Source organism: Hymenobacter aerilatus (genome assembly GCF_022921095.1).
Lineage (GTDB): Bacteria > Bacteroidota > Bacteroidia > Cytophagales > Hymenobacteraceae > Hymenobacter > Hymenobacter aerilatus.
Window position 1 is genome coordinate 2349409 of sequence record NZ_CP095053.1, and the last position, 26235, is coordinate 2375643.

Consider the following 26235-nt stretch of genomic DNA (forward strand, 5'->3'; position numbering starts at 1 on the left):
AACCCGTTATCAAATGACACCCAACAGTTTGGGTACTATTCTATGAGTTGGGCCTACCCTCTAAGCTGGCCCGAACTGACGGCGCTGCTGGCCTTTCTTTTTTTGTATGTGGGCTATGCTGTACGTACGTGGCGCCTGGCTGCGCCTCTGCAACAGCGCGGCTGGCGGTTAGGCTGGAAGCTAATGCTGCGCCTCACGTATTTCAGTTTGCTGTTGGTGGCGCTGCTCGGCCCGGCGTATGGCCTCACCCAACAACCCGTGCGCACGGCGGGCAAAGACGTGTGGCTCCTGCTGGACGTATCGCGCTCCATGGATGCCCCCGATGTGTCGCCTACCCGGTTGCTGAAGGCCCGGGCCGAGCTGAGTGAGTTAATTAACCGGTTTCAGGCCGACCGTATTGGACTAATGGTGTTTGCGGCTGATGCCTTCGTGCAATGCCCGCTAACGTATGACCAGAGCGCGCTGCAATTGTTTGTGAATACCATCCAGACAAATTTATTGCCCGTTGGCACTACAGATCTGGCGCCGGCGTTGGATTTGGTACTGGCCCGACTAAACGCCACGCCCCAGCCCGTGGGAAGCCCGCCCCGGGCCACGGCGCTGGTATTAGTAAGCGACGGCGAAGACTTTGGGGAAAATTTAGAGCCTACAGTGCGCCAACTCACCCGCTCAAGCGTCCGGTTGTTTGCGGTGGGGGTAGGCACGCCCGAAGGAAGCCGCATTCCGCGTAAAGGGGGCTACGTGCGCGACGCCAATGGCCGCGATGCTGTGACGCGCCTGGAGCCAAAATCCCTGCGCCGCCTAGCTGAGCAAACCGGTGGACAGTATTTTGAGTTAACAGATCAACGCAATGAATTTCCGTTGCTCGTGAATGCGCTAAACCGGGTAGAAGGCCAAGCCGAGCAGGTTCGCACCGTATCGGTGGCCGACAACCGCTACCGCTACCCCTTGGCGCTGGCTTTACTGCTCTTAGGGCTCGACATCTTACTGACTGTGAAAATAATTCGTCCGTGAAAAGCTTTGGTCTGTTGCTGCTTCTGCTACTGAGCGATGTGAGTGGGCTAAGCTGGCTTACGCGTATTCATCACCGCAATGCAGCCGTACGGGAGGCCCAGACGGCCTACACTCGCCAGGATTTTGCGGCAGCAGCACGCGCCTACCAAGCGGCCGTGGTGCAGTATGGCGCTACGGAAGAATCCATTGTGCTGAACCTGGCACATGCTTGCCTGCGTGCGGGTCAGCCTGCGCTAGCCCGCGCCTACTATGGCCGCCTGCTCACTAGCCCTACGCGCACCGTGCGCAGCGTGGCCCAGCAGCAGTTGGCGTTGTTGGCCAGCCAGCGCGGCGAGTATGCCCAGGCCGTAGGGCTGCTGCGGCAGGCGCTGCTAGCCTCTCCTACGAATGCGGATGCTCGCTATAACTACGAGCTATTGCGCGACTACCTGGCACGTCGGCAACAGTCGCCGGATATACCACCGCCGGCTGTGCCTCCCACTGCGCAGGCGCCCAAAAAGCCTACTCCACCCCAAGAGCAACAACAGCAGCAGAAGCAGGCCGACACCGGGCAGCAGGGCCAGCGCAACGACCCTACCCTACCCGACGACCCACGCAACGCCCCCCAACCCCGCGCCGACCAGCAGGGTAGGCCCGATGCCCGTCAGCCTGACGCAGCGCCCGGCTCCGAGGCGCGAGGCGGCTTCCGGCCGGGTAGTGGCACCCGGCGCGAGGTAGCTACAGGCAGCACCCCAGGTAGCGTGCGTGGCCTCAGCAACGATGCCAACGGCCCCGCCGCCCGGCAGGGCTATAGTAAGCGGGCTGGAACCGACTTGGCCACCGACGAAGCCCAACTGCAAACCCAACGTGCCCGCCTGGAGCAGATGAACCTTAGCCCCGACAAAGCCCGGCAGCTCCTGAACGCGTTGGGTGCTGCCGAACAGCAATATTTGCAGCAGATTCCGCACAAAGCAGACAAAAAACCAGACTCTGACAAACCAGCGTGGTGATGGCTAGGGCATCGACGCACTAACCATCAACACCTCAGTATACTTATCCACCCCACCCACCCTTTTTATGCAAATCAAAGACGTAGTAATTGTAGCCGCTGTCCGTACCCCTATTGGCAGTTTCGGCGGTAGCCTGTCCTCCTTGTCGGCTACGGAACTAGGCGGCATTGCCCTCAAAGGTGCCCTAGAAAAAGCCGGCGTGCCCCCTGAGCAGGTACAGCAGGTGATTATGGGCAACGTGATTTCGGCCAACTTGGGCCAGGCACCTGCCCGCCAGGCCGCCCGCAACGCCGGCCTTCCCGACACGGTAGAATGCACCACCGTAAATAAAGTATGCGCTTCCGGTACCAAAGCCATTATGTTTGGTGCGCAAGCTATTATGCTGGGCCAGGCCGATGTAGTGCTGGCTGGTGGCATGGAAAGCATGAGCAACGTGCCGTATTACCTCGACAAAGCGCGTTTTGGGGCGAAGTATGGTCATGGCCAAATGATTGACGGCCTAGTGCGCGATGGCCTCTGGGACCCTTACCACGATTATGCAATGGGCAACGCGGCCGAAAACACGGCCAAGGAAATGGGCTTCACCCGCGAGCAGCAAGACGAGTTTGCCGTTGAGTCGTACACCCGCAGTGCCAAAGCAGCTCAGGAGGGCAAGAAAAAGGACGAGATTGTAGCCGTGACTATTACCAGCCGGGGCAAGACCACGGTGGTGGAAGACGACGAGGAATACCTAAAGGTAGACTTTGCCAAACTGCCTGGTCTGAAGCCTGCGTTCCTGAAAGAAGGTGGCACCGTAACGGCCGCCAATGCCTCTACCCTCAACGACGGTGCCGCCGCCGTGCTGCTCATGAGTCGCGAAAAGGCCGAAGAGCTGGGCATAACGCCTCTGGCCCGTATCCGTGGCTTTGCCGATGCTGAGCAGGCGCCCGAGTGGTTTACTACCTCTCCTTCTTTGGCTATTCCGAAAGCACTGAAACACGCTGGCGTGGATGCTTCGGAGGTTGATTTCTACGAGATTAATGAGGCATTTTCGGTGGTGTCGTTGGCGAATAACAAGCTGCTGAACCTGGAAGGCACTAAGGTGAACGTGTACGGCGGTGCCGTGAGTCTGGGACACCCACTGGGAGCCAGCGGCGCCCGCATCGTGACAACGTTGGTAAACGTGCTGCGTCAGGAAGGCGGCAAAATCGGCGTGACAGGCATTTGCAACGGCGGTGGCGGAGCGAGTAGCTTAGTCATTGAGCGATTGTAAGTGTTGATTAGAACGTCCTGTTGAGCTGGTCGAAGCATCTCTACTAATAGTACTCAATTACTCACGGTAGAGATGCTTCGACCAGCTCAGCAGGACGTTCTTGTTTTTCATCAAACCAACTTCAACAACGACGGGCGTGTGCAACGCGCCCCTACCCTATGCCCACTGGAACCATTCTGCTCATCGACGACGAAGCGGTGCTTCGCCAGGCTATTGCCCGCACCTTGGAGCTGGAAGGCTACACCGTGCGCCAGGCCCCCGATGCCCGGCGCGGCCTGGAGGAATTGCGCGCCCACGCCGAAGAGGTGCTCGTGGTGTTGTCGGATGTGAAGCTGCCCGACGGCCGGGGCCTCGACCTCCTACCCCGTTACCGGGCGTTGGCTCCCCTGGCCGAAGTGGTGCTGATGACTGCCTACGGCACCATTGCCGACGGCGTGCGGGCCATGAAGGAAGGCGCCTTTGATTACCTCACCAAGGGCGATGCCGACGACCAGTTGGTGGTAGTGGTAGACCGCGCCGCCGACAAAGCCCGCCTGCAACACCGTGTGGCTGCGCTGGAAAAGAAGGTAGGCACACAGTACAGTTTCGACTCGATGATTGGGCACGCGCCGGCTTTGGAACAGGCTAAGACTATAGCGCAGCAAGTGGCCCTCACGGATGCTACTGTGCTCTTGGAAGGCCCTACCGGCGCGGGCAAGGAGCTATTTGCGCAGGCCATTCATCAGGGTAGTCCGCGGCGGGGCAAGCCATTTGTGGCCGTCAACTGCTCGGCTTTTCCGAAAGATTTGCTGGAATCGGAGCTGTTTGGCTATAAGAAAGGTGCTTTCACGGGAGCCCTGACCGATAAGAAAGGCCAGATGGAAGAAGCCAGTGGCGGCACCTTGTTTCTGGATGAGATTGGGGAGCTGGAAGCCGGTGCCCAGGCCAAGCTGCTGCGCGCCCTCGAAACGCAGGAGTTCACCAAGCTCGGCGACAGCAAGCCTACCCGCGTGAACGTGCGCCTAGTAGCCGCCACCAACCGCAACCTACGCCAGGAAGCCGCCGATGGCCACTTCCGCCCCGATCTGTATTACCGCCTATCGGTAGTGACGGTTCAGGTACCAGCCCTCAGCGCCCGCCGCGCCGATGTGCCGGCATTGGTGCAACACTTTGCCCGGCAGTTTGCGGCCAAGTTGCGCCGTCAGCCGTTGGAAATCAGCTCTGAGGCGATGCAGGCCCTTACGGCCTATCCTTGGCCGGGCAACGTGCGCGAGCTAAAGAACGTGCTGGAGCGCGCCTCTATCCTTACTCCTCCGAATCAGCTCCTCACCGTTGATGACCTGCCGGTGGAAATTCAGTTGGCAGCTGCTGCGGAAGCTCCTACCCCCGACGACCCGCGCAGCTTGCGCAACGCCGAAAAGCAGCACATCCAGCGCATCATGCTGGAAGCGGGCAGCAACAAGGCTGAGGCTGCGCGGATGTTGGGCATCGCGCATACTACCCTCTACCGCAAGTTGCAGGAATACGGGTTGTAAGATTGTCAGTCAGTCGGCTGTTCGCGGCCCCGCCCTACCCGGCGGGGCCGCACGCGTTTAGGGGCGGGGCGAAGTCCCCTGCCAGTCGGACGCATCTAGCATCGGACCTGCAAGCGACTTTCACTAGCATTCTGCACAACGGACTAGCGTTTCGCTAGTCCGACATGCTTTGCATGGGCCATACGCACAACACTATTTACATTATTTATATCTGATTATCAACTATTTAATTATCAAAACCTGCAGTTGACATCGGGGTAGGGCTAGGAATTGCTGAATGATTGGCATCACCAATACACGCAAAAAAGCATATGCCTACTCCCCTGCTTCTGCCGCTTCTCGTGGCTACTGGTTGCGCCGGCTTCCGGCTGTTCTACCGCTCCATTTCCTTTTTCGAGCGCATCTGAATGTGCGCTTTGGCTTCTATCGCTACCTACCATGATGCTTGCCCTGCTCCTGCTTTCTCTGGCTACGTTCGCCTACCTCAGCTACGTGCTGCTGCGCCCGGAGAAATTCTGAATCTAGTTGCTGGTCTTTCGCCCGCACGAAGTGCGCTGCAACTCCCAACGCTCAACCGAAATGAACATTGAATTATTCGGCATCCTCCTGATAGTGGGTGCCACCATGCTACTGGCTGTTCCACTGGGGCGCTACCTGGCTACCATCTACCGCGGCGATAAAAGCTGGACCGATTTCTTGGCGCCGCTGGAGCGCCTACTATTTCGCCTAGCTGGCATCGACCCTACCCGCGAGATGCGCTGGCAACAGCATTTGCTGGCCCTGCTCACCATCAACCTCCTGTGGTTTATCTGGGCGATGCTGGTATTGACCACCCAGGGCAGCCTACCCCTCAACCCCGACCATAACCCCTCGATGCCCGCCGACCAAGCCTTTAATACGGCCGTGTCGTTTCTAGTGAACTGCAATTTGCAGCACTACTCCGGTGAGTCGGGCGTGACGTACTTCTCGCAGGTGTTCTGCCTAATGTTCCTACAATTCGTGACGGCGGGCACAGGTATGGCGGCTTGCGTAGTGGTGTTCAACGCCCTGCGCGAAGGCACTACCGAGAAGCTGGGCAACTTCTACAACTACTTCGTCAAGAGCATTACCCGTGTGCTCCTACCCCTGTCACTGGGGCTGGCGCTGGTGCTGGTGTTCCAGGGTACGCCCATGACGTGGGAGGGCAAAATGGCCCTCGTGACGGTGCAGGGCGATACTACGGCGGTGAGCCGTGGGCCGGCCGCTGCCCTCATCGGCATCAAGCAGCTGGGTACCAATGGCGGTGGGTTCTTCGGCGTCAACTCGGCTCACCCCCTCGAAAACCCTACCTACCTCAGTAACGCCCTGGAAAACATGGGCATCTTGTTGATTCCGATGGCGATGGCACTGGCTTTGGGGTATTACCTGCGCCGCCCGCGTCTGGGCTGGATGGTGTTTGGGGTGATGACGGCTGGTTATTTGCTGCTCCAACTCCCTACCCTCTACCTGGAAATGCACGGCAACCCCGCCCTCACCGCCCTGGGCATCGACCAACGCCTGGGCGCGCTGGAAGGCAAGGAGATGCGTCTGGGTGCGCCGGCCTCGGCGCTGTGGGCCATCAGCACCACCGTTACCAGCAATGGCTCCGTGAATGCCATGCACGATTCGCTGATGCCGCTATCAGGTATGAACACGCTGCTGGGCATGATGACCAATTCCTTTTTCGGCGGCGTGGGGGTAGGCTTCCTGAATTTCTTTGTGTTCATCATCGTAGCTGTGTTCATTTCAGGGCTGCTAGTAGGGCGCACGCCCGAGCTACTGGGCAAGAAGGTGGAAGCCCGCGAGATGAAAATTGCCGTCATCGTGGCGCTGCTGCACCCGTTGCTGATTCTAGCCGGCACGGCCCTCACGGCCTACCTCTACGCCCGTCACCCCGATGCCTACGCCGGCTGGCTAGCCAACCCCGGCTACCACGGCTTCTCCGAAATGCTCTACGAGTTCACCTCCTCGGCCGCCAACAATGGTTCGGGTTTCGAAGGGCTAGGCGACAACACACCCTGGTGGAACATCTCCACCGGCGTGGTGATGCTGCTGGCCCGCTACCTTCCCATCATCGGGCCAGTGGCTATTGCCGGGCTGCTGGCGGCCAAAAAGTACACGCCCGAATCGGCCGGCACGCTCCGCCTCGACACAGCCACATTCGGCCTGATGGTCTTCTTCGTCATCTGGATTATTGCCGCCCTGGCTTTCTTCCCAGCGCTGGCACTGGGGCCACTGGCCGAGCATTTCACGCTGTAGCACGAAACTCCCCTCCTCAGCCGAGGAGGGGATGTTCAGCCGCCAGGCTGAACGGGGGTGGTTGACTCGTTGCTGATGCTGTTTGCCAAGAACGAGCTAACTAAACAACGACTAAACCACCCCGCCTTTCGGGCACCCCTCCTTAAAAAAGGAGGGGACCTCCTACCCTTCGTCTTTCTTCTCCATGTCTTCTCAATCTCAATCTCTCTTTCAACCCGCGCTGGTAGCGGAGGCCACCAAACAGGCCTTCGTGAAGCTCGACCCGCGCACGATGTTCCGCAACCCGGTGATGTTCACCGTGGAATTGGGCACGGTGGTAATGCTCATTGTCACGCTGGGCCTGCTGTTTCGGCCCGATGCCGGCCAGGGTAGCTTCGGCTACAACTTCACGGTATTCGTGGTGCTGCTGCTAACGTTGCTGTTCGCCAACTTCGCCGAGGCCATTGCTGAAGCGCGGGGCAAGGCTCAGGCTAACTCCCTGCGCAAAACCCGCCAAGACACCCCCGCCCGCCTGCGCCTCGATAACGGTAGCTTCCAGCAAATCAGCTCGGCGCAGCTCCAAAAAGGTCAGATTTTCGTGGTGGAAGCCGGCGAAATTATCCCTACCGATGGGGAGATTCTGGAAGGCCTAGCTACCATTGATGAGTCGGCCATAACGGGCGAATCGGCGCCGGTGATACGGGAGGCTGGCGGCGACAAATCCAGCGTGACGGGCGGCACCACGGTGCTGTCGGACCGCATTGTGGTGCTGGTGACTACGGCGCCCGGTGAGTCGTTTCTCGATAAGATGATTGCTTTGGTGGAAGGCGCTTCGCGGCAGAAAACGCCCAACGAAATTGCCCTCACCATCCTGCTGGCCGGCTTCACGCTGGTGTTCATTATCGTGTGCGTCACCCTGAGCCCATTTGCCGATTACGCCCAGACGCCCATTGCCATTTCGGCCTTCATTGCGCTGTTTGTGTGCCTGATTCCGACGACCATCGGCGGGTTGCTTTCGGCCATTGGCATTGCGGGCATGGACCGGGCACTGCGGGCCAACGTCATCACGAAGAGCGGCAAAGCCGTGGAAACGGCCGGCGACATCGACGTGCTGCTGCTCGACAAAACCGGCACCATCACCATCGGCAACCGCAAGGCTACCCACTTCTGGCCCGCGCCGGGGGTAGATGTGCGGCAGTTTGTGGAGGGCGCCACCGTCTCGTCGCTCACCGACGAAACGCCCGAGGGCAAGAGCATTGTGGCCCTGGCCCGCGAGCAGCAGATCAGCCCCGAGCAGCTGCAAGGTAGACTGGAAGGCGCCGAGCTAATCCGCTTCACGGCCGAAACTCGCAGCAGCGGCGTGACGCTCCCCGATGGCACGCGTATCCGCAAGGGCGCCGCCGACGCCATCCGTCAGCTCACCGAAAAAGCCGGCCACCCCTACCCCGCAGAAGTGGCCGAGCGGGTCCAGGCTGTGTCTGCCAACGGCGGCACGCCGCTGGTAGTCAGCCAAAATGATCAGGTGATGGGCGTGGTAGAGTTGCAGGACATCATCAAACCTGGCATTCAGGAGCGGTTTGCGCGCCTGCGGGCCATGGGCATCAAAACGGTGATGGTGACCGGCGACAATCCCCTTACGGCCAAGTTTATTGCTGAAAAGGCCGGTGTTGATGACTTCATTGCCGAGGCCAAGCCCGAAGACAAAATGCAGTACATCCGTGCCGAGCAGCAGCAAGGCAGGCTAGTAGCCATGATGGGCGACGGCACCAACGACGCCCCCGCCCTGGCCCAAGCCGACGTAGGCGTGGCCATGAACAGCGGCACTCAGGCCGCCAAAGAAGCCGGCAACATGGTTGACCTCGATAATGACCCTACCAAACTGATTGAGGTAGTAGAGATTGGCAAGCAACTGCTGATGACGCGCGGCACGCTCACTACCTTCAGCATCGCCAACGACGTGGCCAAGTACTTCGCCATTGTGCCGGCGCTGTTTATGACGGCCATTCCAGCTCTGGGCGCGCTTAATGTGATGGGTCTTCACTCGCCGCAGTCGGCCATTCTCTCAGCGGTGATATTCAACGCCCTCATCATTCCGGCCCTGGTGCCGCTGGCCCTGCAAGGCGTGGCATACAAACCCCTGGGCGCGGCGGCGCTACTGCGCCGTAATCTACTGGTGTACGGGGTAGGCGGTGTGGTAGTCCCGTTCGTCGGCATCAAGCTGATTGACCTGGTGGTAGGGCTTTTCGTGTAGCTGAACTAAAACAAACAAGAACGTCATGCTAACCTGCTTTAGCGTCGCCCAATCGACACAAACGAAGCGGTAGAAAGGCTCCACTCCGTGGATGCTAGATGAAGCATGACCGTCCTCTATAAACATCGACAACCATGAAAACGCATTTGGTTCCTGCTTTCCGCCTTACAGTGGCACTCCTTATAGTATGCTGTGTGCTCTACCCGGCTTTGGTGTGGACTGTGGCCCAAGCCGCCCCTGGTCACGGGGGGGGCGTGCAGGTTTCTTCCAAGGGCCGTGTGGTAGGCTTCGCCAACGTGGGTCAGAAGTTCGACCGGCCCGAATACTTCAACTCGCGCCCCTCGGCCGTAGACTATCACGCCGATGGCTCAGGTGGCTCCAACAAAGGCCCCAGCAACCCCGAGTACCTGGCCACGGTACGCACCCGCGTGGGCGAGTTTCTGCGCCAAAACCCTACCCACCAAGGCCCAGTACCTGCTGAGCTAGTAACCGCCAGCGGCTCTGGCCTCGACCCGCACCTCTCGCCTGAAGGAGCCTACGCCCAGGTAGGGCGCATTGCCCGACTGCGCCACCTGCCTGAAGCCCGCGTACGGGCGTTGGTAGCGGCCCACATTCACGAGCCACTGGTAGTGTTTTTTGGGCCGGCTACCGTGAATGTGCTGGAGCTGAACCTAAAGCTGGATTCGTTGGGCAAATAGCCACTGGTTGGGCGCCTACGACGTCCGACCAGCACATCCCCTCCCCTATTCTAATAGCGCCTTATTTTGCGCAAAATCACTCCATGAAACACGTTGCATTGCTAGTGGCTGCGGCCTTAACCGGTCCCGCCGCCCTGGCGCAAACCGATACCACCCAGGCTGCTCCTACCCCCCTTACCTTCTATGGCTTCGTGGATGGCTACTACGGCTACGATTTCGACCACGCCGCGACCCACGACCGGCCCGCTTTCCTTTACTCCCACGACCGCCAGAACGAGTTTACTATCAACCAGGCCCTGGTGGGTATGCGCTATAATAATGACCGAGTACGCGGGGCTGTGGGGCTGCACGCCGGCACCTATGTAAGTGCCAATTACGCCGCTGAAGACCAGGTGCTCAAGCACGTATTTGAGGCGTATGCGGGCTTCCGACCATTCAAAAAAGCCTGGCTCGACGTGGGTATCTTCGGCTCGCACATTGGGTTTGAGTCGGCCTTGAGTAAGGAAAACTGGACGCTCACGCGCTCCATGATGGCCGAAAACTCGCCCTACTACGAGTCTGGTGCCCGCTTCACCTACGAGGCGGCGCCACAGCTTACACTTACTGGGCTGGTGCTCAATGGCTGGCAAAACATCCGCGAAACCAACCAAGCCAAGGCGCTGGGCACTCAAATTCAATGGAAACCTACGGAGAAGCTGTTGCTTAACAGCAGCACGTTTTACGGCAACGAGCAGCCCCAGGACTCTGCCATCCGTCGCCGTTATTTCCACGATTTCTACCTTACCTATGCCGCTACCAGTCGTCTGAGCGTGGCGGGCGTGTTTGATGTGGGCAAGCAGCAAAGCCAGAGCCGCCGTGGCTACGACACCTGGCACACCGGGGCGGCCTTCGTGAAGTATCAGCTCAGCGACCTGTTTTCCACTACCCTGCGCGGCGAGTACTACTATGCCGAGCGCGGCGTGCTTATCAACAACATCACCCCAGCCCGCACCGACGTTGATTTCCGCACCAGCGGCGGCTCCCTCAACCTCGACTACCTGCCTACCCCCAACGTGGCCGTGCGGGTAGAAGGCCGCTACTTACGCGCCCGCAACGCCATTTTTCAGCACGACGACGGTTTCAGCCGCAACTACGGCAACGTGACTACCAGCGTGGCGCTGTCGTTTTAAGAAGCCTCTCCTCCTATTAGTATAAGGAGAACAACCGTCAGAACTCATGGCCAAAACTACCCAAGATCCACGCGACCTATCGGCCGAGCGGTTTCTGCGCCTCGTGCAGGGTAAACGACGTGGTACCCTGAAGGTATATCTGGGCCTAGCCGCCGGGGTAGGCAAAACCTACCGCATGTTGCAAGAAGCCCACGACTTGCACCAACATGGCGTGGACGTGCTACTGGGCTACATAGAAACCCACCAGCGCGCTGGCACCGTGGCCCAGCTGCACGACGTGCCCCTCCTGCCGCGCAAGCAGCTATTTTATAAGGGCAAGGCACTGGAAGAAATGGACTTGGAAGCCATTGTACAACGCCGACCGCAGGTGGTAGTAGTGGATGAGCTGGCCCACACCAACGTGCCCGGCTCGCGCCACGAAAAGCGCTGGCAGGACGTGGAATATATGGTGCAGCAGGGCATTTCGGTGATTACAGCCGTGAACGTGCAGCATCTGGAAAGCCTGCACGACCAGGTGTTGCACATCACCGGCACCGACGTGACCGAGCGTATCCCTGACCGTCTTTTAAAGCACGCCGACGAAGTGGTGAACGTGGACCTGACTGTGGGCGAGCTGCGCACCCGCCTAGAGGAAGGCCTCATCTACCACGCCGCCAAAGTCCCGACTGCCCTCAATGGTTTTTTCCGGGCCGAGAATCTATTGCAGTTACGACGCCTAGCGGTGCGCGAGGTGGCGCAATTGCTGGGCCAGCAGGTAGCCACCGATGCCGGCGGTGCCCCCGCCGTGGCCGCCCCCCGCCGCACCGACGACCGGCTGCTGGCTTGCATCAACTCCAACGAGCGCGCCGCCCGCGAAATCATCCGCAAAACCTCGCGCCTGGCCGATCAGCTGGGCGCGGCCGTGTGGTACGTGCTCTACGTGCAAACCGCCCGCGAAACCGCCGACCGCATCGGATTGGCAACCCAGCGACACCTATTAAAGAACCTACAGCTGGCCACCGAGCTGGGTGCGCAGATTTTGCGGGTGAAGAACAACGATGTAGTAGACGCCATTCGGCAGGTGGCGCAGGAGAAAAACGCTACCCTACTAATATGCGGTATCACTGGCGAGAAAGGGCTGTGGGAGCAGGTCAGCCGGCGCAGCGTGACGCACGATTTGCTTCGTGCGGTGGCCCGCACCAGCCCTACCCTCGACGTGTATTTGGTAACGTATTGAAGACAGCGTTGAGCACCGCATGACCAAACCGACTTCCTGAACAGCTTCTCCATGAATCTTAAAACGAAAATCAACCTGGGCTTCTTGGCGATGCTGCTGCTGGTGCTCAGCATTGGGGGGTATGCGTGGTACTCACTGCGGCAGCTCGACCGTAGCTCTCGCGATGCCCTCACGGCCAACGTATATTCCGTGGAGCTAGGTCACCGTATGCTCCGCAGCCTCGACCAACTAGCTCAGAGCCCCCTTCCCGACACGGCCGGCACCGCCCGCTTTATGGCGCTGGTACAGCAAGAAGCCCGCAACGTGACGGAGCCCGGTGAGCAGCAGGTAGCAGATGCGTTGGTACGTGGCACGCAGCAGCTGGTGCAGGCTCAACAGGCCGCACGGGATGGTCGGCAGCCACCGGCGGCCTCTCCGCTGGTAGAGCTACGGATACTTACTTACCGCGTCATATCTCTGAACACGGAGGCACTTACTCGCAAAACGGAAGCCGCCAACCAGCGCACCGACCGGGCCAATCGTAACCTTTTAGTCTTCATTACCTTGGCTACCCTGCTGGCGCTGGCACTGGCGAGTAGCGTGCCCGAAATAGCCGTGCAGCCCCTACGCAAGCTCACGGCCGCGCTGAGCCACGCCACCGAGCGCGATTTCACGGCTACCATTCCGCAGGAAAGCGGCGACGAGTTTGGGCAGGTAGCGCGGGCCTTCAACCACATGCTGGCCCAGTTGCGTGAGTACCGTACCTCTACCACCGCCGAGCTGATTACGGAGCGCAACCGCGCCGCCAGCATTGTAGATACCCTGGACGAAGGCCTGTTGCTGCTCGACGAAAACCGACGGATTCTGCTAGCCAACCCCGTGATGTGCGAACTGCTGGCCCTACCCGCCACCCGGCTCGTAGGCCAGTCGGCAACCCAAGTGCGCCTCGAAAACGACCTGTTGCACACGCTTCTCCTACCCCTAGATGCGCCCAACCAGGCAGCGGCCGTGGCGGCAGCCCCGCTGCTGCACATTGCCCAGCGCGGCGAAGAAGCGTTTTATCAACTAGCCGCGCAGGACCTGGTTTCTTATAATGAGGCCACTGACAAAACCGAGCTGGTAGGCCAAATGCTGACGCTGCGCAACGTGTCGGATTTCAAAAAGCTGGATCAGGTGAAGTCTGACTTCCTGGCTACGGTGTCGCACGAGTTGAAAACGCCTTTGTCGAGCATCAACCTGAACGTCCGCCTGCTCCAGGATGAGCGCCTACCCGCCGACGAGCGCCAGCGCGTGACCACCCACATCCGCCAGGAAACCCAGCGGCTGCAACGCATGGTGGCCGAGTTGCTGGCCGTGTCGCGCCTCGATGCCGGGGCTGGCATTCAGCTCGATGTGCGGCCTACAAATTTGGCCGAAGTTGTAGACTATGCCACCGATACCGTGCGCCCCCAGCTCACCGACAAGAAACTCCGGCTGGAGTTGGAACTGCCGCCTACCCTCCCCGCCGTGCGCGCCGACGTGGAAAAGACTACCTGGGTGCTCATCAACCTGCTCGCCAATGCTATCCGCTATTCGCCTAGCGAGGAAGTGCTGACCGTGGCTGCCACCGCCACCGGCGGCTTTGTGCAGGTGCAGGTAGTAGACCACGGCCCCGGCATTGCCGCCGAACACCACGAGCGCATCTTCCAGCGTTTCGCCCAAATTCCAGACAAGGTGGGCTACCGGGGTGGCTCGGGTCTGGGCTTGAGCATTGCTCGCGAGTTCATCACTACGCAGGGTGGTCGGCTGTGGGTAAAAAGCGAATTGGGCAGCGGCAGCCGGTTCTGTTTCACGCTGCCAATAGTCAAATAAGCTGGTTAGCAAATCAACTACACCGCTTTCCCTTCACGCGTTGGGAGAGGTGTCAGAGCGTAGAATTGCATTACGTATTTGTTAATAAATTACCATTTTGTTGATAAAAACATAAATAATCACACTAAAACTACTTATCGCTATGGCAAATCGAACATTTTGTTATAACTTAAATTTTTAGCTAGGCTGCACTACTTCTGGTTGCGGTATCAGGCTATTCTTTCGCGATGAAACTTACCGGTGATAACCAGCAGGGCTTGTACCGTCCGGAATTCGAGCACGACTCCTGCGGCACAGGCTTTATTACGGCCATTGACGGACAAAAATCCCATCAAACCATCTCCGATGCCCTCACCATGCTCGAGAACATGGAGCACCGCGGCGCCTGTGGCTGCGACTCCGACTCGGGCGATGGTGCAGGCATCTTGTTCCAGCTCCCGCACGAGTTTTTGCTCGATGAATGCATCGACCAAGCCGTGCGCCTACCCGAGCCGGGCCAGTATGGGGTAGGCATGCTCTTTCTACCCAAGCGCATAGCCTCCTACGCCGCCTGCAAAACCATTATTACAGAAGTAGCCGCCCAATTGGGCGTGCCGGTGCTGGGTTCTCGCAAAGTGCCCGTCAACCCGGATGGTATCGGCGAAACGGCGCTGTCGGCTGAGCCGCATGTGGAGCAGGTGTTCTTCGGGCGCCCCGCCGGTCTGGCTACCAACGACGACTATGAGCGCAAGCTCTACGTGCTGCGCCGCGCTATTAAAAAACGCGTCTATGAAACGGTGGAATTGGGGAACGAGACGTTCTACTTCACCTCCCTCTCCTGCCGCGTCATTGTCTATAAAGGCCAGCTCACCACCTACCAGGTGCGCTCCTACTACCCCGATCTGTCGGATGCGCGGGTGGTATCGGCGTTTGGTATGGTGCACTCGCGCTTCTCTACCAACACCTTCCCAAGCTGGAAGCTGGCCCAGCCCTTCCGGATGCTGGCCCACAACGGCGAGATTAATACCCTCACCGGCAACCTGAACTGGTTCTACGCCGGTTTACGCTCTATTTCCTCAGCTTATTTTACGCCCGAGGAAATGGAATTGCTGCTGCCCGTTATCGACAACAACCAGTCGGACTCGGCCTGCCTCGACAACATCATCGAGATTCTGCTGCACTCGGGCCGCTCCCTACCCCAGGTGATGACCATGCTGGTGCCCGAGGCCTGGGACGGCAACGAGCAGATGGATGCGCTCAAAAAAGCATATTACGAGTTCAACGCTACACTGATGGCCCCCTGGGACGGCCCCGCCGCCCTCACCTTCACCGACGGCCACATCATCGGCTCGATGCTGGACCGCAACGGTCTGCGCCCCCTGCGCTATACGATTACGAATGATAACCGCATTATTGTAGCCTCCGAGGCTGGCGTATTGGATATTCCGGCGCACACTGTTGTGCGCAAGGGCCGCTTGCAGCCGGGCAAGATGCTGCTGGTCGATATTGAAGCCGGCCGCATCATCACCGACGAGGAAATCAAGCATCATATTGCCACCCAGCAGCCCTACGGGCAGTGGCTAGAGAACTACAAAATCCGACTGGAGGAGCTACCCGAGCCGCGCCTGGCCTTCACTGGCCTCAACGCGGAGGCCGTGTTCAAGTATCATCAGGTATTTGGCTATACCCGCGAGGACATTGATACGCTCATCAAACCGATGGCCCTGGAGGGCAAAGAACCTATTGGCTCTATGGGCGTTGATGTGCCGCTGGCGGTGCTATCGGACCGCCCCCAGCACCTGAGCAGCTATTTCAAGCAGTTCTTTGCGCAGGTAACCAACCCACCTATCGACCCCATCCGGGAGCGGCTGGTGATGAGCCTGGCCACTTTCATGGGCAACAACGGCAACATCTTGGACGAGGACAAGATGCACTGCCACTGTGTGGCCCTGCAACAGCCGGTGCTCACCAACGCCGAGCTGGAGAAGCTGCGCAGTATTGATACGGGCATGTTCAATGCCAAGACCCTGCAAACCTATTTCCGCGCCGATGGCAAACCCGGTGCTCTGGAAGCTGGTCTGAACCGTCTTTGTCGATACGCCGAGGATGCGGTGGAAGATGGCTTTGAAGTGCTGATTCTTTCCGACCGGGCGCTGGACTCGGAGCACGCCGCTATTCCGTCGCTGCTGGCGGTATCAGCCGTGCATCACCACCTGATCAAGAAAGGTTATCGTGGGGCCGTGGGCCTAGTGGTAGAGGCCGGCGACGTGTGGGAGGTGCACCACTTTGCCTGTTTGCTGGCCTTCGGGGCCACGGCCATCAACCCCTACCTGGCGCTGGCTACCATCAAGACGATGCAGGCCGCAGGGCAGCTAGAAACCAAGCTGGACGCGCCGGCGCTGGTGAAGAACTACATCAAGGCGGTGTGCGACGGGTTGCTCAAGATCTTCTCCAAGATGGGCATCTCTACCCTGCAATCGTACCACGGCGCGCAGGTGTTTGAGATTCTGGGCATCAACCAGACCGTGGTAGACCGCTACTTCACAGGCGCTGTGACGCGCATTGGTGGCCTGGGCCTCGATGAAATTGCCCGCGAAACGCTTTATAAGCACCATCACGGCTTCCACGACAACTCGCCCGAGCAGGTACAGTTGCTGCCCGAGGGCGGCCTCTACCAGTGGAAGCGCCGCGGCGAGGCGCACCTATTCAACCCCCAGACGGTGCACTTGCTGCAATACGCCACTCGCACCGACGACTACAAGACCTATCAGAAGTACGCCCGTCTCATCAACGAGCAGACGGAAAAGGCCTTCACCATTCGGGGGTTGCTGAACTTTGCCCACCACCGCAGCGCTGTGCCGCTAAGTGAAGTAGAGCCGGCAGAGAGCATCATGCACCGCTTTGCCACGGGCGCCATGTCGTTTGGTTCGATTTCGCACGAGGCGCACAGCACGCTGGCTATTGCGATGAACCGCATCGGTGGCAAGAGCAACACCGGCGAGGGCGGCGAAGACCCCATGCGCTACGAGAAAATGGCCAACGGCGACTCCATGCGCTCGGCCATCAAGCAGATTGCTTCTGCTCGTTTCGGCGTAACGGCCCACTACCTCACCAACGCCGACGAGCTGCAAATCAAGATGGCACAGGGGGCCAAGCCCGGCGAGGGCGGCCAGTTGCCCGGCCATAAGGTAGACGAGTGGATTGCCAAAACGCGCCACTCCACGCCGGGGGTAGGGCTGATTTCGCCCCCGCCTCACCATGACATCTACTCCATTGAGGACCTGGCCCAGCTAATCTTCGACCTCAAAAACGCCAACCGTGCCGCCCGCATCAACGTGAAGCTGGTGAGCAAGGCGGGGGTAGGCACCATTGCGGCCGGCGTTGCCAAAGCTCATGCCGATGCCATCCTGATTGCCGGCTACGACGGCGGCACGGGCGCCTCACCCATCAGCTCCATCAAGCACGCTGGCCTACCCTGGGAGTTGGGTCTGGCCGAAGCCCACCAGACGCTGGTGCGCAACCGCCTGCGCAGCCGCGTGGTGCTGCAAGCCGACGGCCAGGTGAAAACCGGCCGCGACCTGGCCATTGCGGCCCTACTGGGCGCCGAGGAATGGGGCGTGGCCACGGCTGCCCTCATTGCCGGCGGCTGCGTGATGATGCGCAAGTGTCATCTAAATACCTGCCCGGTGGGTATTGCCACGCAGGACCCCGAGCTGCGCAAGCTGTTCACCGGTCAGGCCGACCATATCGTGAACCTGTTCCGGTTTATGACCGAGGAGCTGCGCGAGATTATGGCCGAGCTGGGCTTCCGTACGGTGAACGAAATGATTGGCAAGGTGCAGTACCTGAAAGTGCGCGACGACATCGGCCACTGGAAGGCCCGCACCATCGACCTGTCGGGTATGTTGCAGCTGGTGATGAACCCCGGCGGCGGCACCCTCTACAACAGCGAAACCCAGGACCACGGTCTTGATACCATCTTGGACTGGCAGCTGCTGGAGCACGCCCAACCCGCCCTGGAAGAGCGCGAGCCGGTGTTTGCTACCTTCCCGGTGAAGAACACCGACCGTACCCTCGGCACGCTGCTTTCCAACGAAATCACCAAGCGCTACCACGCCGCCGGCCTCCCCGAGAATACCATCAACTACAAGTTCACCGGCTCGGCCGGACAGAGCTTCGGGGCGTTCTGCGTGAAAGGTTTGGCGTTTGAGTTGGAAGGCGAGGCCAACGACTACGTAGGCAAGGGCCTGAGCGGCGCGCAGCTCACCATCTACCCCGACAAGAACAGCGGCTTTGTGCCGGAGCAGAACATCCTGATCGGCAACGTGGCGCTGTATGGCGCTACCAGCGGCGAGCTGTTTGTGCGCGGGCAGGCTGGCGAGCGGTTTGCGGTGCGCAACTCCGGCGCTACGGCTGTAGTGGAAGGCGTGGGCGACCACGGCTGCGAGTACATGACTGGTGGCCGCGCCCTCATTTTGGGAAAAACCGGCCGCAATTTCGCGGCTGGCATGAGCGGCGGCATTGCCTGGGTATACGACGAGGACGGCACTTTCCCCGAAAACTGCAACATGGAAATGGTGGAGCTGGAAGGTATCGACACCGAAGACGAGGACCACATCCAGACCCTATTGCGCAAGCACCAGCACCTTACTGGCAGCCAGCTGGCGGCTTATCTGCTAGGTAATTGGCAGGAAGCGGCCGGCAAGTTCCGTAAGGTGTTCCCTGTGGAATATAAGAAGGTGTTGAAGATGGCGAAGTACGAACCGGTGCGGAAATAGACTCCGCTCCGCAAGTACGCCCTTAGTTAGTTTAGCGAAATGCAAAGCTCCGGCTTTGTGCTACCATAAAGATTATGTCTCACATCACCGGTTTCAAAGAGTTTTCCCGCGTCCTACCCCCCAAAGTGGCTCCTACGGAGCGCGTGCGCCACTACCAGGAGTTTATTGGGATGTACTCGGAAGCAGAGCTGAACCACCAGGCAGCGCGCTGCATGGACTGCGGCATTCCGTTTTGCCACTCGGGCTGCCCGCTAGGCAATATCATTCCTGAGTTCAACGACGCTGTGTACCAGCAAGATTGGCAGGAGGCCTACCGCATCTTGTCGTCTACCAACAACTTCCCAGAGTTTACGGGCCGCATCTGCCCCGCGCCCTGCGAGTCGGCGTGCGTGCTGAGCATTCATAGCCAGCCCGTTGCCATCGAGGAAATTGAAAAGCACATCATCGAAATTGCCTTCGAGAAAGGCTTCGTGCAGCCGACCGCACCCCTGCTGAAAACCGGCCAGACGGTGGCTGTAGTCGGCTCGGGTCCGGCGGGGATGGCAGCAGCAGCACAGTTGGTAAAGGCCGGCCACAGCGTGACCGTATTCGAGCGCGACGACCGACCAGGCGGGCTCCTGCGCTACGGCATTCCCGATTTCAAGCTGGAAAAATGGGTGATTGACCGCCGCATTGAGCTGCTTGAAAAGGATGGCGTCGAGTTCCGGTGCAATACGGAGGTAGGCAAGGACATTTCGGCCGATGAGCTGATGAACTCCTTCGATGCCGTGGTGCTGGCCGGGGGCGCTACCATCCCGCGCGACCTCACCATTCCGGGCCGCGACTTGCATGGCATCCACTTCGCCATGGACTACCTCAATCAGCAAAACAAGCGCGTGAGCCAGCCCGACTGGGCCCACGACCCCATCCTGGCCACCGACCAGGACGTGGTGGTGATTGGCGGCGGCGACACCGGCTCCGACTGCGTGGGCACGGCCAACCGCCAGGGCGCCCGCTCGGTGCGGCAGTTTGCCATGATGATGGAGCCGCCCACCGAGCGCACCAAGCACATGCCCTGGCCTACCTACCCCTTGTTGCTCAGCACCACCAGCTCGCACGAAGAAGGTTGCGAGCGGCATTGGGGTGTGAATACCAAAGCGTTTCTGGGTGATATGCGGGGCAATCTACGGGCCTTGCTGGTGACGGACATCACCTGGGAAACCGATGAACGGGGCAAGCGCATTAAGTTCGAGGAAATTGCCGGCTCAGAGCGTGAAATTCCCGCTCAGCTGGCGTTCCTGGCCATTGGCTACCTGCATCCCCAGCACGATGGCCTGCTGACGGACCTGAAGGTAGAACTGGATGAGCGCGGCCACGTACAGGCCACCGAGCGCGACTACCGCACCAACGTAGATAAGGTATTTGTGGCCGGTGATGCACGCCGAGGCCAGTCGCTGGTGGTTTGGGCCATATCAGAAGGTAGGGAAGCGGCCCGGCAGGTAGATTTGTTCCTGACTGGCAAAACTACCTTACCTAGCAAAGACGCGGTGGGTATGTTTGCTTAGAATTCCTTCTTGAGGAGACAAAACGCGGAGGTTCGCAGGGGTCAACGACAACCATCGTTAGAACTCTGCGGACCTCTGCGTTTTGCCTTCACAAACCTCTGCGGGAAATTTTATAGCCCAACTTTCCGTTCTTGCCAGCATGAAACGTTTGCTGTTCCCGCTACTGCTGCTGCCTACCCTCGCCTACCCTCAGAAACTGCGCCGCTTGGTTACGTACCAAGACTCGACTAAAACACGGGTACGCGAGGTATACTCGGCCATTGTAGCCGGCGACACCGTGATGGAAGGTCCTTACAAGCGCTTCTACCGCTCGGGCGCGCTGGAGGCCCAAACCAGCTACCGCGCCGGCAAGGCCGATAGCGCCTACGTAGAATTTTTCCCCGATGGCAAAAAGCGGGTGGAAGTAACGTTCCGGCAGGGTGAGCGGCAGGGGCCGTTCAAGACGTTTTATAACTCGGGCCAGGTAGCACAGGAAGGAACCTACGCCAACGACCAGCCCACCGGCACGTTGCGCTACTACCATCCGGATGGAAAAATTAAGATGGAAACAACCCTGAACAACGGGCAGCCAGCCGGCGCCGTGCGGGAGTTGTATCCGTCGGGCAAGGTGCGTTCGGAAATCACCTATGCCAACGGGCAGCCCAATGGGCCTTCCAAAACGTATTACGAGAACGGCCAGTTACAAAGCGAGTCGACGTACCGGGCCGGCTTGCTCACGGGCTCTTATAAAACGTATTATCCCAACGGCCAGATAGAAACCGAGGTACAGGCCGATGCCAAGGGCAAAGGCACGTACCGTAGTTACTACCCCTCGGGCAAGCTCCGCACAGAAGGTAGTTATGCTGCCGCCACCCTACAGCAACGAGCCGTAACCAACCCACTAGCCGACAACAGTACTAAAGCGCCCACCGCTAACCTGGGCGGCACCAGCAACCTCGATGGCCCCGCGAAATCATACTACGAAAGTGGGGCCGTGAAAAGCACCATGACCTACAAGAGCGGCACGCTGGTAGGTACGCAGAAGGATTTCTTCGAGTCTGGTAAAGTGGAGCAGCAAATCGAGTACAGTAACCAGGCCCGCGACCGAAAGTTGACCACCTATTATAATACAGGTGCCCTTAAATCGGAGCAGCAGTTCAAGAACAACCAGCCGGCCGGCACGTGGCGCACGTTTTTCCCCGATGGCAAGCAAGTGCATTTCGTAGACCCCTACCAGAACGGTAAGCTGGTAGGCGAGCGGCTGGAGTATTTTGAAAACGGCACCGTGCAAAGCCGCGTGACCTACGAAAACGGCCGCCCCACTGGCATGAAACAGGAATTTTATCCCTCGGCAAAGCTCAAGAGCGAAACTACGTACGCTAAAGGTCTGAAAGCCGGCCCCTACCGTCAGCTACGCGAGGATGGTACTTTAGAGGCAGCTGGCGCATTCCGCAATGGGAAAGAAACCGGCGTCTGGACATACTATAAAGCCGATGGCAAAGCAGTGCAGGAAAAGAAAACCTTCCGCAACGGACAGGTGGTGGCACCTGGCACCAAGTAAGCAGCTTTCTGCTGTACAGAGTTACAGATAAGTAAAACAGGAGCCAATAGGAGTAAGCTGACCAATAACGTCGGCGCTCCTGTTGGCTCCTTTTTATTTTCTATTAGCTCTACGCGAATTTTCTTATCCCAAAGTCAGTCAATTAAATACCTATTCACAGGCAACGGTTGTCTCTGTACGCGCGTCTACCATATCAAATGCCTACCTCTTCGACCTTTACATAGAAAAACGAAAATAAATTTACCTAGTACCTTGCGTTGCATAGTACCTTATACTACCTTTGAATCACTAACCTGACATACCCGCTGTGGCGCCCGGCTCTATCCTGGCGTCGCCCGCCGCAGCTACCGGACACCGCCCCGCCAACCGGGCTGGGCTGCTGATTGCGCTTTACTAAAATTATATTTTTCTAAGTCGTCATCTATGCGTTTCGGTTCATGGAGCTGCTTGTAAGCAGCTTCCTTCCCACGTGTGCTTACTCTGGTGGCAGTGCCCCTCCCCCCTCGACGGAACCGCGGCCGTTGGGCTGGCCTCGCATTGCCGGATTTTTCATCCAACTCACCACTCCGATGAACTCCTTCCTGACTTTTCGCCGGGCACTGCGGTGCCTGGGGCTCCTCGTTATGCTCTTTCCGCTAACCGCCTGGGCCCAAACCGCTGGTACGATAACTGGTACGCTACTCGATGCCGCCAACAACCAGCCCCTACCTTTCACGACAGTAGTGCTCCTACAAGCGCGGGACAGCAGCCAGGTGGCAACGGGCACGCAAACCGCTGAAAATGGCACCTTTACTTTAGAGCCCGTGCAGCCTGGCTCCTACTTGTTGCGCACCTCGGCAGTAGGCTACGGCACACTGCGCCGGGTAGTTACCATCACGGCAGCCGCGCCTACCATGCGTTTGGGCACGCTGCGGCTGGCCTCTACCACCACCAAGCTAGGCGAAGTGACCGTAACGGGCGAGCGGGCTGCTGTAGTGGATAACCTGGATAAGAAGGTGATTAACGTAGATAAGGACCTGAATAGCGCTGGCGGTACGGCCGTGGATGTGCTGCAAAACGTGCCCTCAGTGGCCGTGGACCAGAACGGGCAGGCTACCCTGCGCGGCGCCGATGTGGCCATCTACCTCGATGGCAAACCTGCCCCTGCCAGCTTCCGGCTCGAGCAGCTGCCTGCCAGCCGCATCGAAAACGTGGAGGTCATCACCAACCCCTCGGCGCGCTACCCCGCGGCCGGTGCGGGTGGAGTCATCAACATCACGCTCAAAAAACAGCAGAAAGACGGCTGGAATGGCCAAGCAGCCGGTATTTTGGGCACTCGGGATAAGTACAACCTGTCATTGAGCGCTAACCGTAAGCTGGGCAAGCTCAACTTCTTCGGCAGCTACGACGCCAACGACAACCGCTACCGCGGCGAGTCGGACTTGCGCCAAGCGGCTACGGTAGAAGGCCTGACCACGCGCACCGACCAAGATGGCCGCAGCCTACGGCACCAGCAGTACCACGGCGGCCGCTTCGGGGTAGACTACGACCTGACGAAAGACCAAAAAATCACGGTCTCGGCTGATTTGAGCCAGAGCCGGGGCAACTCGCAAGAGAACTTGAATACCCTACTCACTCGCGGCACTGATACCCCGCTGGCCCTGCGCAACCTGGGCTACTCCAACGAGAAGCAGCACGAATCGGTGTACTCGGCAGACTACCGCCGTACCTGGGCCGAGCACAAAGGGCGTGAGCTGACGGCCAACGTGGCCTTCGTAGACGTGGGTGTGGATGTACAGGTAGGGCAGCGCGTGCTGGATGGCCCTGCTTCCTACCCTCGCCAGGAGCGTCGCCAGCTGTACGGGGTAGGCATCAACGTTCTGCAAGCCCAAGCTGACTACGTGCACCCGCTGGGCGAGAAAGGCCGCCTGGATGTGGGCCTGCGCAACGAGTCATGGTGGTCGGATGGCACGACGGACTATCTCTTGCAAGCCGGTGAAAACGAAGCCTTCGTGCGCCTCGACAACCAGTCGTTTGCCTACCGCTACCAGCAGCACGTGCGGGCCGGCTATGCCACTGCCCAGCAGGAGTTTGGCAAGTGGAGCCTACAAGGCGGACTGCGGGCCGAGCACACTACCCTCGACGGCCGCGTGTTGCCCAACACAGGCCAGTTCACCCAGCGCTACCTCAACCTGTTCCCTACAGCCATTCTGGTGCGCACCCTGCCCGGCGACCAGCGCCTGCAACTCAGCTACTCGCGCCGCGTCAATCGCCCCAACTTCATGCAGGTACTTGCCCTACCCATCTACAACGACCAGCGCAACTACCGCATCGGCAACCCTGTGCTACGGCCCGAGTTCATCAACGCGGTGGAACTAGGCCACCAAGCCACTTGGAAACAAACTTCGCTGACAACCACGCTGTTCTGGCGCCAGACTGTTGATGCCATCCAAGCCATCCGCGCCATCGACACGGCGGCTACCCGCCTCAGCGGCCAGCCCGACTTCATCACCCGCACCAGCTACCAGAACTTCGGCCAAACCAACAACTACGGCCTGGAAATGTCGCTGAATCAGCCCCTTGCGAAGTGGTGGAAAATCACGGCCAGCGGTTCGGTATACCGCAACGAGGTGACCAGCTTCCTGGGCGACGGCCGCAACCGCAGCACCGTAACGGGCACGGCCCGCCTGATGAACAACTTCACGCCCACCAAGCAGCTCGATGTGCAGCTTACTGGCAATTACCGCGCGCCCCAACTCACGGCTCAAGGTCGCCTGGCCGCCTTCTACGGTATTGATGTGGCCCTGCGCCAGCGCCTGTTTGAAGACCGCGCCGCCCTCACGCTGCGGGTGAGCGACATCTTCAACACCCGTCGCAACTACACGCAGCTATATTCCGAAGGTCTGGAGTCGAACTTCCGCACTAAGTACGAAACCCGCGTGGCCTACCTCGGCTTCACTTGGTTCTTCGGCAACAGCAAGCCCTCCAAGAAGATCGACCAAGGGCCACAAGGTGGTGGTGGCGGTTTCGGTGGCTAATTGTTGATGTGCTGATGGGTTGAGGGGGTAGGGGTATTCTGAGCGCAACGAAGGGTCTTATGCCTGTTGAACGACAGGCGTACCAACGACTCGTTCAACAGGCATAAGACCCTTCGTTGCGCTCAGAATACCCCTACCCCCTCAACCCATCAGCAATTTGTGGTATCCGACGGTCTGCGTATCGATGTGGCAGTACCCACACAGGCCTCGACTGGCGGCGTTGCTCACCACGCCGGACCAGCCGCTTTACCATTTGTAGCGTTTGGTCGGGGCAATGCAGCCCTTTACTGCCGCTCCCTTGGCGAATAGTTGGGCGTCGACACTGCCTCACGGGCAGCCTCACCCTCGCCTACCCTGCCGCGCGCGGGTTGGTGGGTAGGGCTGTCCTATACTGCCCAGGCCCACTTCTTTCGAGCGCGCCGCCACTAGCATCGCCTACCCACCTACAACCACTAAGCAACCTGAGTATTGCGCCTTGCTGGCTCGTGAGCAACACCCAAAACACTATTGCTCGATTATGTATTTTTCCAAGTACAATCAGTATGAATTACGAAAGGTCTTTGAAATATTTGAACAATAGCGATTTACTTTTTATGGCCACTTATCGGATTATTTTAATGAAAACTGATAATTTTCGACAAAAAGCTGTTTTCGTGTGCACTTTCTATGAATTCGGCCGTTTAAGTATCATTATTCTAACTGCGCTTGCATTTGGGGCAGTTATGAGTCGATTCACGTTACGATGCTACATATTCACCGCGACCCACTGCCTGACCGTTTCCTGCTGATTCCGGCCTCCGATTCATCGGAGTCGGCGGAGTTGGACTTATCACGGTCGCTGCATCGGGCCTCGCGTAGCGACAAACCGTCTATCTGGCTCGACTGTAGCCTGATTACGGACCAGTTGTCGGAGGATGCGGTTGATATTTTATTGGCTTACGCTTTTATGCTACGGCAGCAAGGACGGCAGTTGGTACTCTGCCATGCTAATGAAGCCATTCAGGCCGAGTTTGCCCGCCACGATGAGGCTTCCCAGCCTAGTATCGTCTCCACCCTCCTCGATCAGCCCGATACCGAATCTGGTCAGGTACAACACATCAGCTTATAAAGCTGGCATCAGTCTGCCAACTGGGTTTGCGTACCTTCGCAGTTCATTCACTTTAATGAAGTAGAAGGTAGAAGGAACGG

The 26235-nt window shown here is 59.0% G+C and carries 16 protein-coding genes; all 16 read left to right on the top strand.

Annotation, left to right across the window (positions count from 1 at the left end):
- Positions 1–42: 42 nt before the first annotated feature.
- The 16 genes from MUN82_RS10095 (at position 43) to MUN82_RS10165 (ending at position 26155) form a co-directional block, all read left to right on the top strand.
- On the top strand, positions 43–1014 hold the full coding sequence (locus MUN82_RS10095) for a VWA domain-containing protein (protein ID WP_245097164.1): 972 nt from the start codon (positions 43–45) through the stop codon (positions 1012–1014).
- A gap of 14 nt (positions 1015–1028) precedes the next feature.
- Positions 1029–2003 (top strand): tetratricopeptide repeat protein, encoded by a 975-nt coding sequence (locus MUN82_RS10100; protein ID WP_245097166.1) that lies wholly within the window; start codon positions 1029–1031, stop codon positions 2001–2003.
- Between the two features lie 67 nt (positions 2004–2070).
- Positions 2071–3255: an acetyl-CoA C-acyltransferase gene (locus MUN82_RS10105; protein ID WP_245097168.1), complete on the top strand. Its 1185-nt coding sequence runs from the start codon at positions 2071–2073 to the stop codon at positions 3253–3255.
- Positions 3256–3413: 158 nt separating this feature from the next.
- On the top strand, positions 3414–4769 hold the full coding sequence (locus MUN82_RS10110; protein WP_245097169.1) for a sigma-54-dependent transcriptional regulator: 1356 nt from the start codon (positions 3414–3416) through the stop codon (positions 4767–4769).
- 441 nt (positions 4770–5210) lie between these two features.
- The gene (locus MUN82_RS22455) at positions 5211–5288 is read left to right on the top strand and encodes a potassium-transporting ATPase subunit F (protein WP_375374096.1); all 78 of its coding nucleotides are present in this window, start codon (positions 5211–5213) and stop codon (positions 5286–5288) included.
- Between the two features lie 60 nt (positions 5289–5348).
- Positions 5349–7046, top strand: coding sequence for a potassium-transporting ATPase subunit KdpA (kdpA, locus tag MUN82_RS10115; protein ID WP_245097171.1), 1698 nt, complete (start codon positions 5349–5351; stop codon positions 7044–7046).
- Positions 7047–7230: 184 nt separating this feature from the next.
- The gene (gene kdpB / locus MUN82_RS10120; RefSeq protein ID WP_245097173.1) at positions 7231–9276 is read left to right on the top strand and encodes a potassium-transporting ATPase subunit KdpB; all 2046 of its coding nucleotides are present in this window, start codon (positions 7231–7233) and stop codon (positions 9274–9276) included.
- 134 nt (positions 9277–9410) lie between these two features.
- Positions 9411–9974: a potassium-transporting ATPase subunit KdpC gene (kdpC, locus tag MUN82_RS10125; RefSeq protein ID WP_245097175.1), complete on the top strand. Its 564-nt coding sequence runs from the start codon at positions 9411–9413 to the stop codon at positions 9972–9974.
- Positions 9975–10057: 83 nt separating this feature from the next.
- A complete protein-coding gene (locus MUN82_RS10130; protein ID WP_245097177.1) occupies positions 10058–11143 on the top strand; it encodes a porin in 1086 nt (361 codons plus the stop codon).
- A 46-nt stretch (positions 11144–11189) separates the two neighbouring features.
- Positions 11190–12359, top strand: coding sequence for a sensor protein KdpD (locus MUN82_RS10135; protein WP_245097179.1), 1170 nt, complete (start codon positions 11190–11192; stop codon positions 12357–12359).
- A gap of 51 nt (positions 12360–12410) precedes the next feature.
- On the top strand, positions 12411–14189 hold the full coding sequence (locus MUN82_RS10140) for an ATP-binding protein (RefSeq protein WP_245097181.1): 1779 nt from the start codon (positions 12411–12413) through the stop codon (positions 14187–14189).
- A gap of 227 nt (positions 14190–14416) precedes the next feature.
- Complete coding sequence (gene gltB, locus MUN82_RS10145; protein WP_245097183.1) at positions 14417–18946, top strand: glutamate synthase large subunit; 4530 nt, start codon at positions 14417–14419, stop codon at positions 18944–18946.
- Positions 18947–19020: 74 nt separating this feature from the next.
- A complete protein-coding gene (locus tag MUN82_RS10150; protein WP_245097184.1) occupies positions 19021–20490 on the top strand; it encodes a glutamate synthase subunit beta in 1470 nt (489 codons plus the stop codon).
- A gap of 139 nt (positions 20491–20629) precedes the next feature.
- Positions 20630–22030: a toxin-antitoxin system YwqK family antitoxin gene (locus MUN82_RS10155; protein ID WP_245097186.1), complete on the top strand. Its 1401-nt coding sequence runs from the start codon at positions 20630–20632 to the stop codon at positions 22028–22030.
- 623 nt (positions 22031–22653) lie between these two features.
- The gene (locus MUN82_RS10160; protein ID WP_245097188.1) at positions 22654–25047 is read left to right on the top strand and encodes a TonB-dependent receptor; all 2394 of its coding nucleotides are present in this window, start codon (positions 22654–22656) and stop codon (positions 25045–25047) included.
- A 742-nt stretch (positions 25048–25789) separates the two neighbouring features.
- Positions 25790–26155, top strand: coding sequence for a hypothetical protein (locus MUN82_RS10165; protein ID WP_245097190.1), 366 nt, complete (start codon positions 25790–25792; stop codon positions 26153–26155).
- Positions 26156–26235 lie beyond the last annotated feature (80 nt).

Bases quoted from the DNA above. Each gene is read 5' to 3' on its own strand.
- MUN82_RS10140 (WP_245097181.1), top strand. From the start codon at position 12,411: ATGAATCTTAAAACGAAAATCAACCTGGGCTTCTTGGCGATGCTGCTG.
- MUN82_RS10165 (WP_245097190.1), top strand. From the start codon at position 25,790: ATGCTACATATTCACCGCGACCCACTGCCTGACCGTTTCCTGCTGATT.
- MUN82_RS10160 (WP_245097188.1), top strand. From the start codon at position 22,654: ATGCTCTTTCCGCTAACCGCCTGGGCCCAAACCGCTGGTACGATAACT.
- MUN82_RS10150 (WP_245097184.1), top strand. From the start codon at position 19,021: ATGTCTCACATCACCGGTTTCAAAGAGTTTTCCCGCGTCCTACCCCCC.
- kdpB (WP_245097173.1), top strand. From the start codon at position 7,231: ATGTCTTCTCAATCTCAATCTCTCTTTCAACCCGCGCTGGTAGCGGAG.
- kdpC (WP_245097175.1), top strand. From the start codon at position 9,411: ATGAAAACGCATTTGGTTCCTGCTTTCCGCCTTACAGTGGCACTCCTT.
- MUN82_RS10155 (WP_245097186.1), top strand. From the start codon at position 20,630: ATGAAACGTTTGCTGTTCCCGCTACTGCTGCTGCCTACCCTCGCCTAC.
- MUN82_RS10105 (WP_245097168.1), top strand. From the start codon at position 2,071: ATGCAAATCAAAGACGTAGTAATTGTAGCCGCTGTCCGTACCCCTATT.
- gltB (WP_245097183.1), top strand. From the start codon at position 14,417: ATGAAACTTACCGGTGATAACCAGCAGGGCTTGTACCGTCCGGAATTC.
- MUN82_RS10135 (WP_245097179.1), top strand. From the start codon at position 11,190: ATGGCCAAAACTACCCAAGATCCACGCGACCTATCGGCCGAGCGGTTT.
- MUN82_RS22455 (WP_375374096.1), top strand. From the start codon at position 5,211: ATGCTTGCCCTGCTCCTGCTTTCTCTGGCTACGTTCGCCTACCTCAGC.
- MUN82_RS10095 (WP_245097164.1), top strand. From the start codon at position 43: ATGAGTTGGGCCTACCCTCTAAGCTGGCCCGAACTGACGGCGCTGCTG.
- MUN82_RS10130 (WP_245097177.1), top strand. From the start codon at position 10,058: ATGAAACACGTTGCATTGCTAGTGGCTGCGGCCTTAACCGGTCCCGCC.
- kdpA (WP_245097171.1), top strand. From the start codon at position 5,349: ATGAACATTGAATTATTCGGCATCCTCCTGATAGTGGGTGCCACCATG.
- MUN82_RS10110 (WP_245097169.1), top strand. From the start codon at position 3,414: ATGCCCACTGGAACCATTCTGCTCATCGACGACGAAGCGGTGCTTCGC.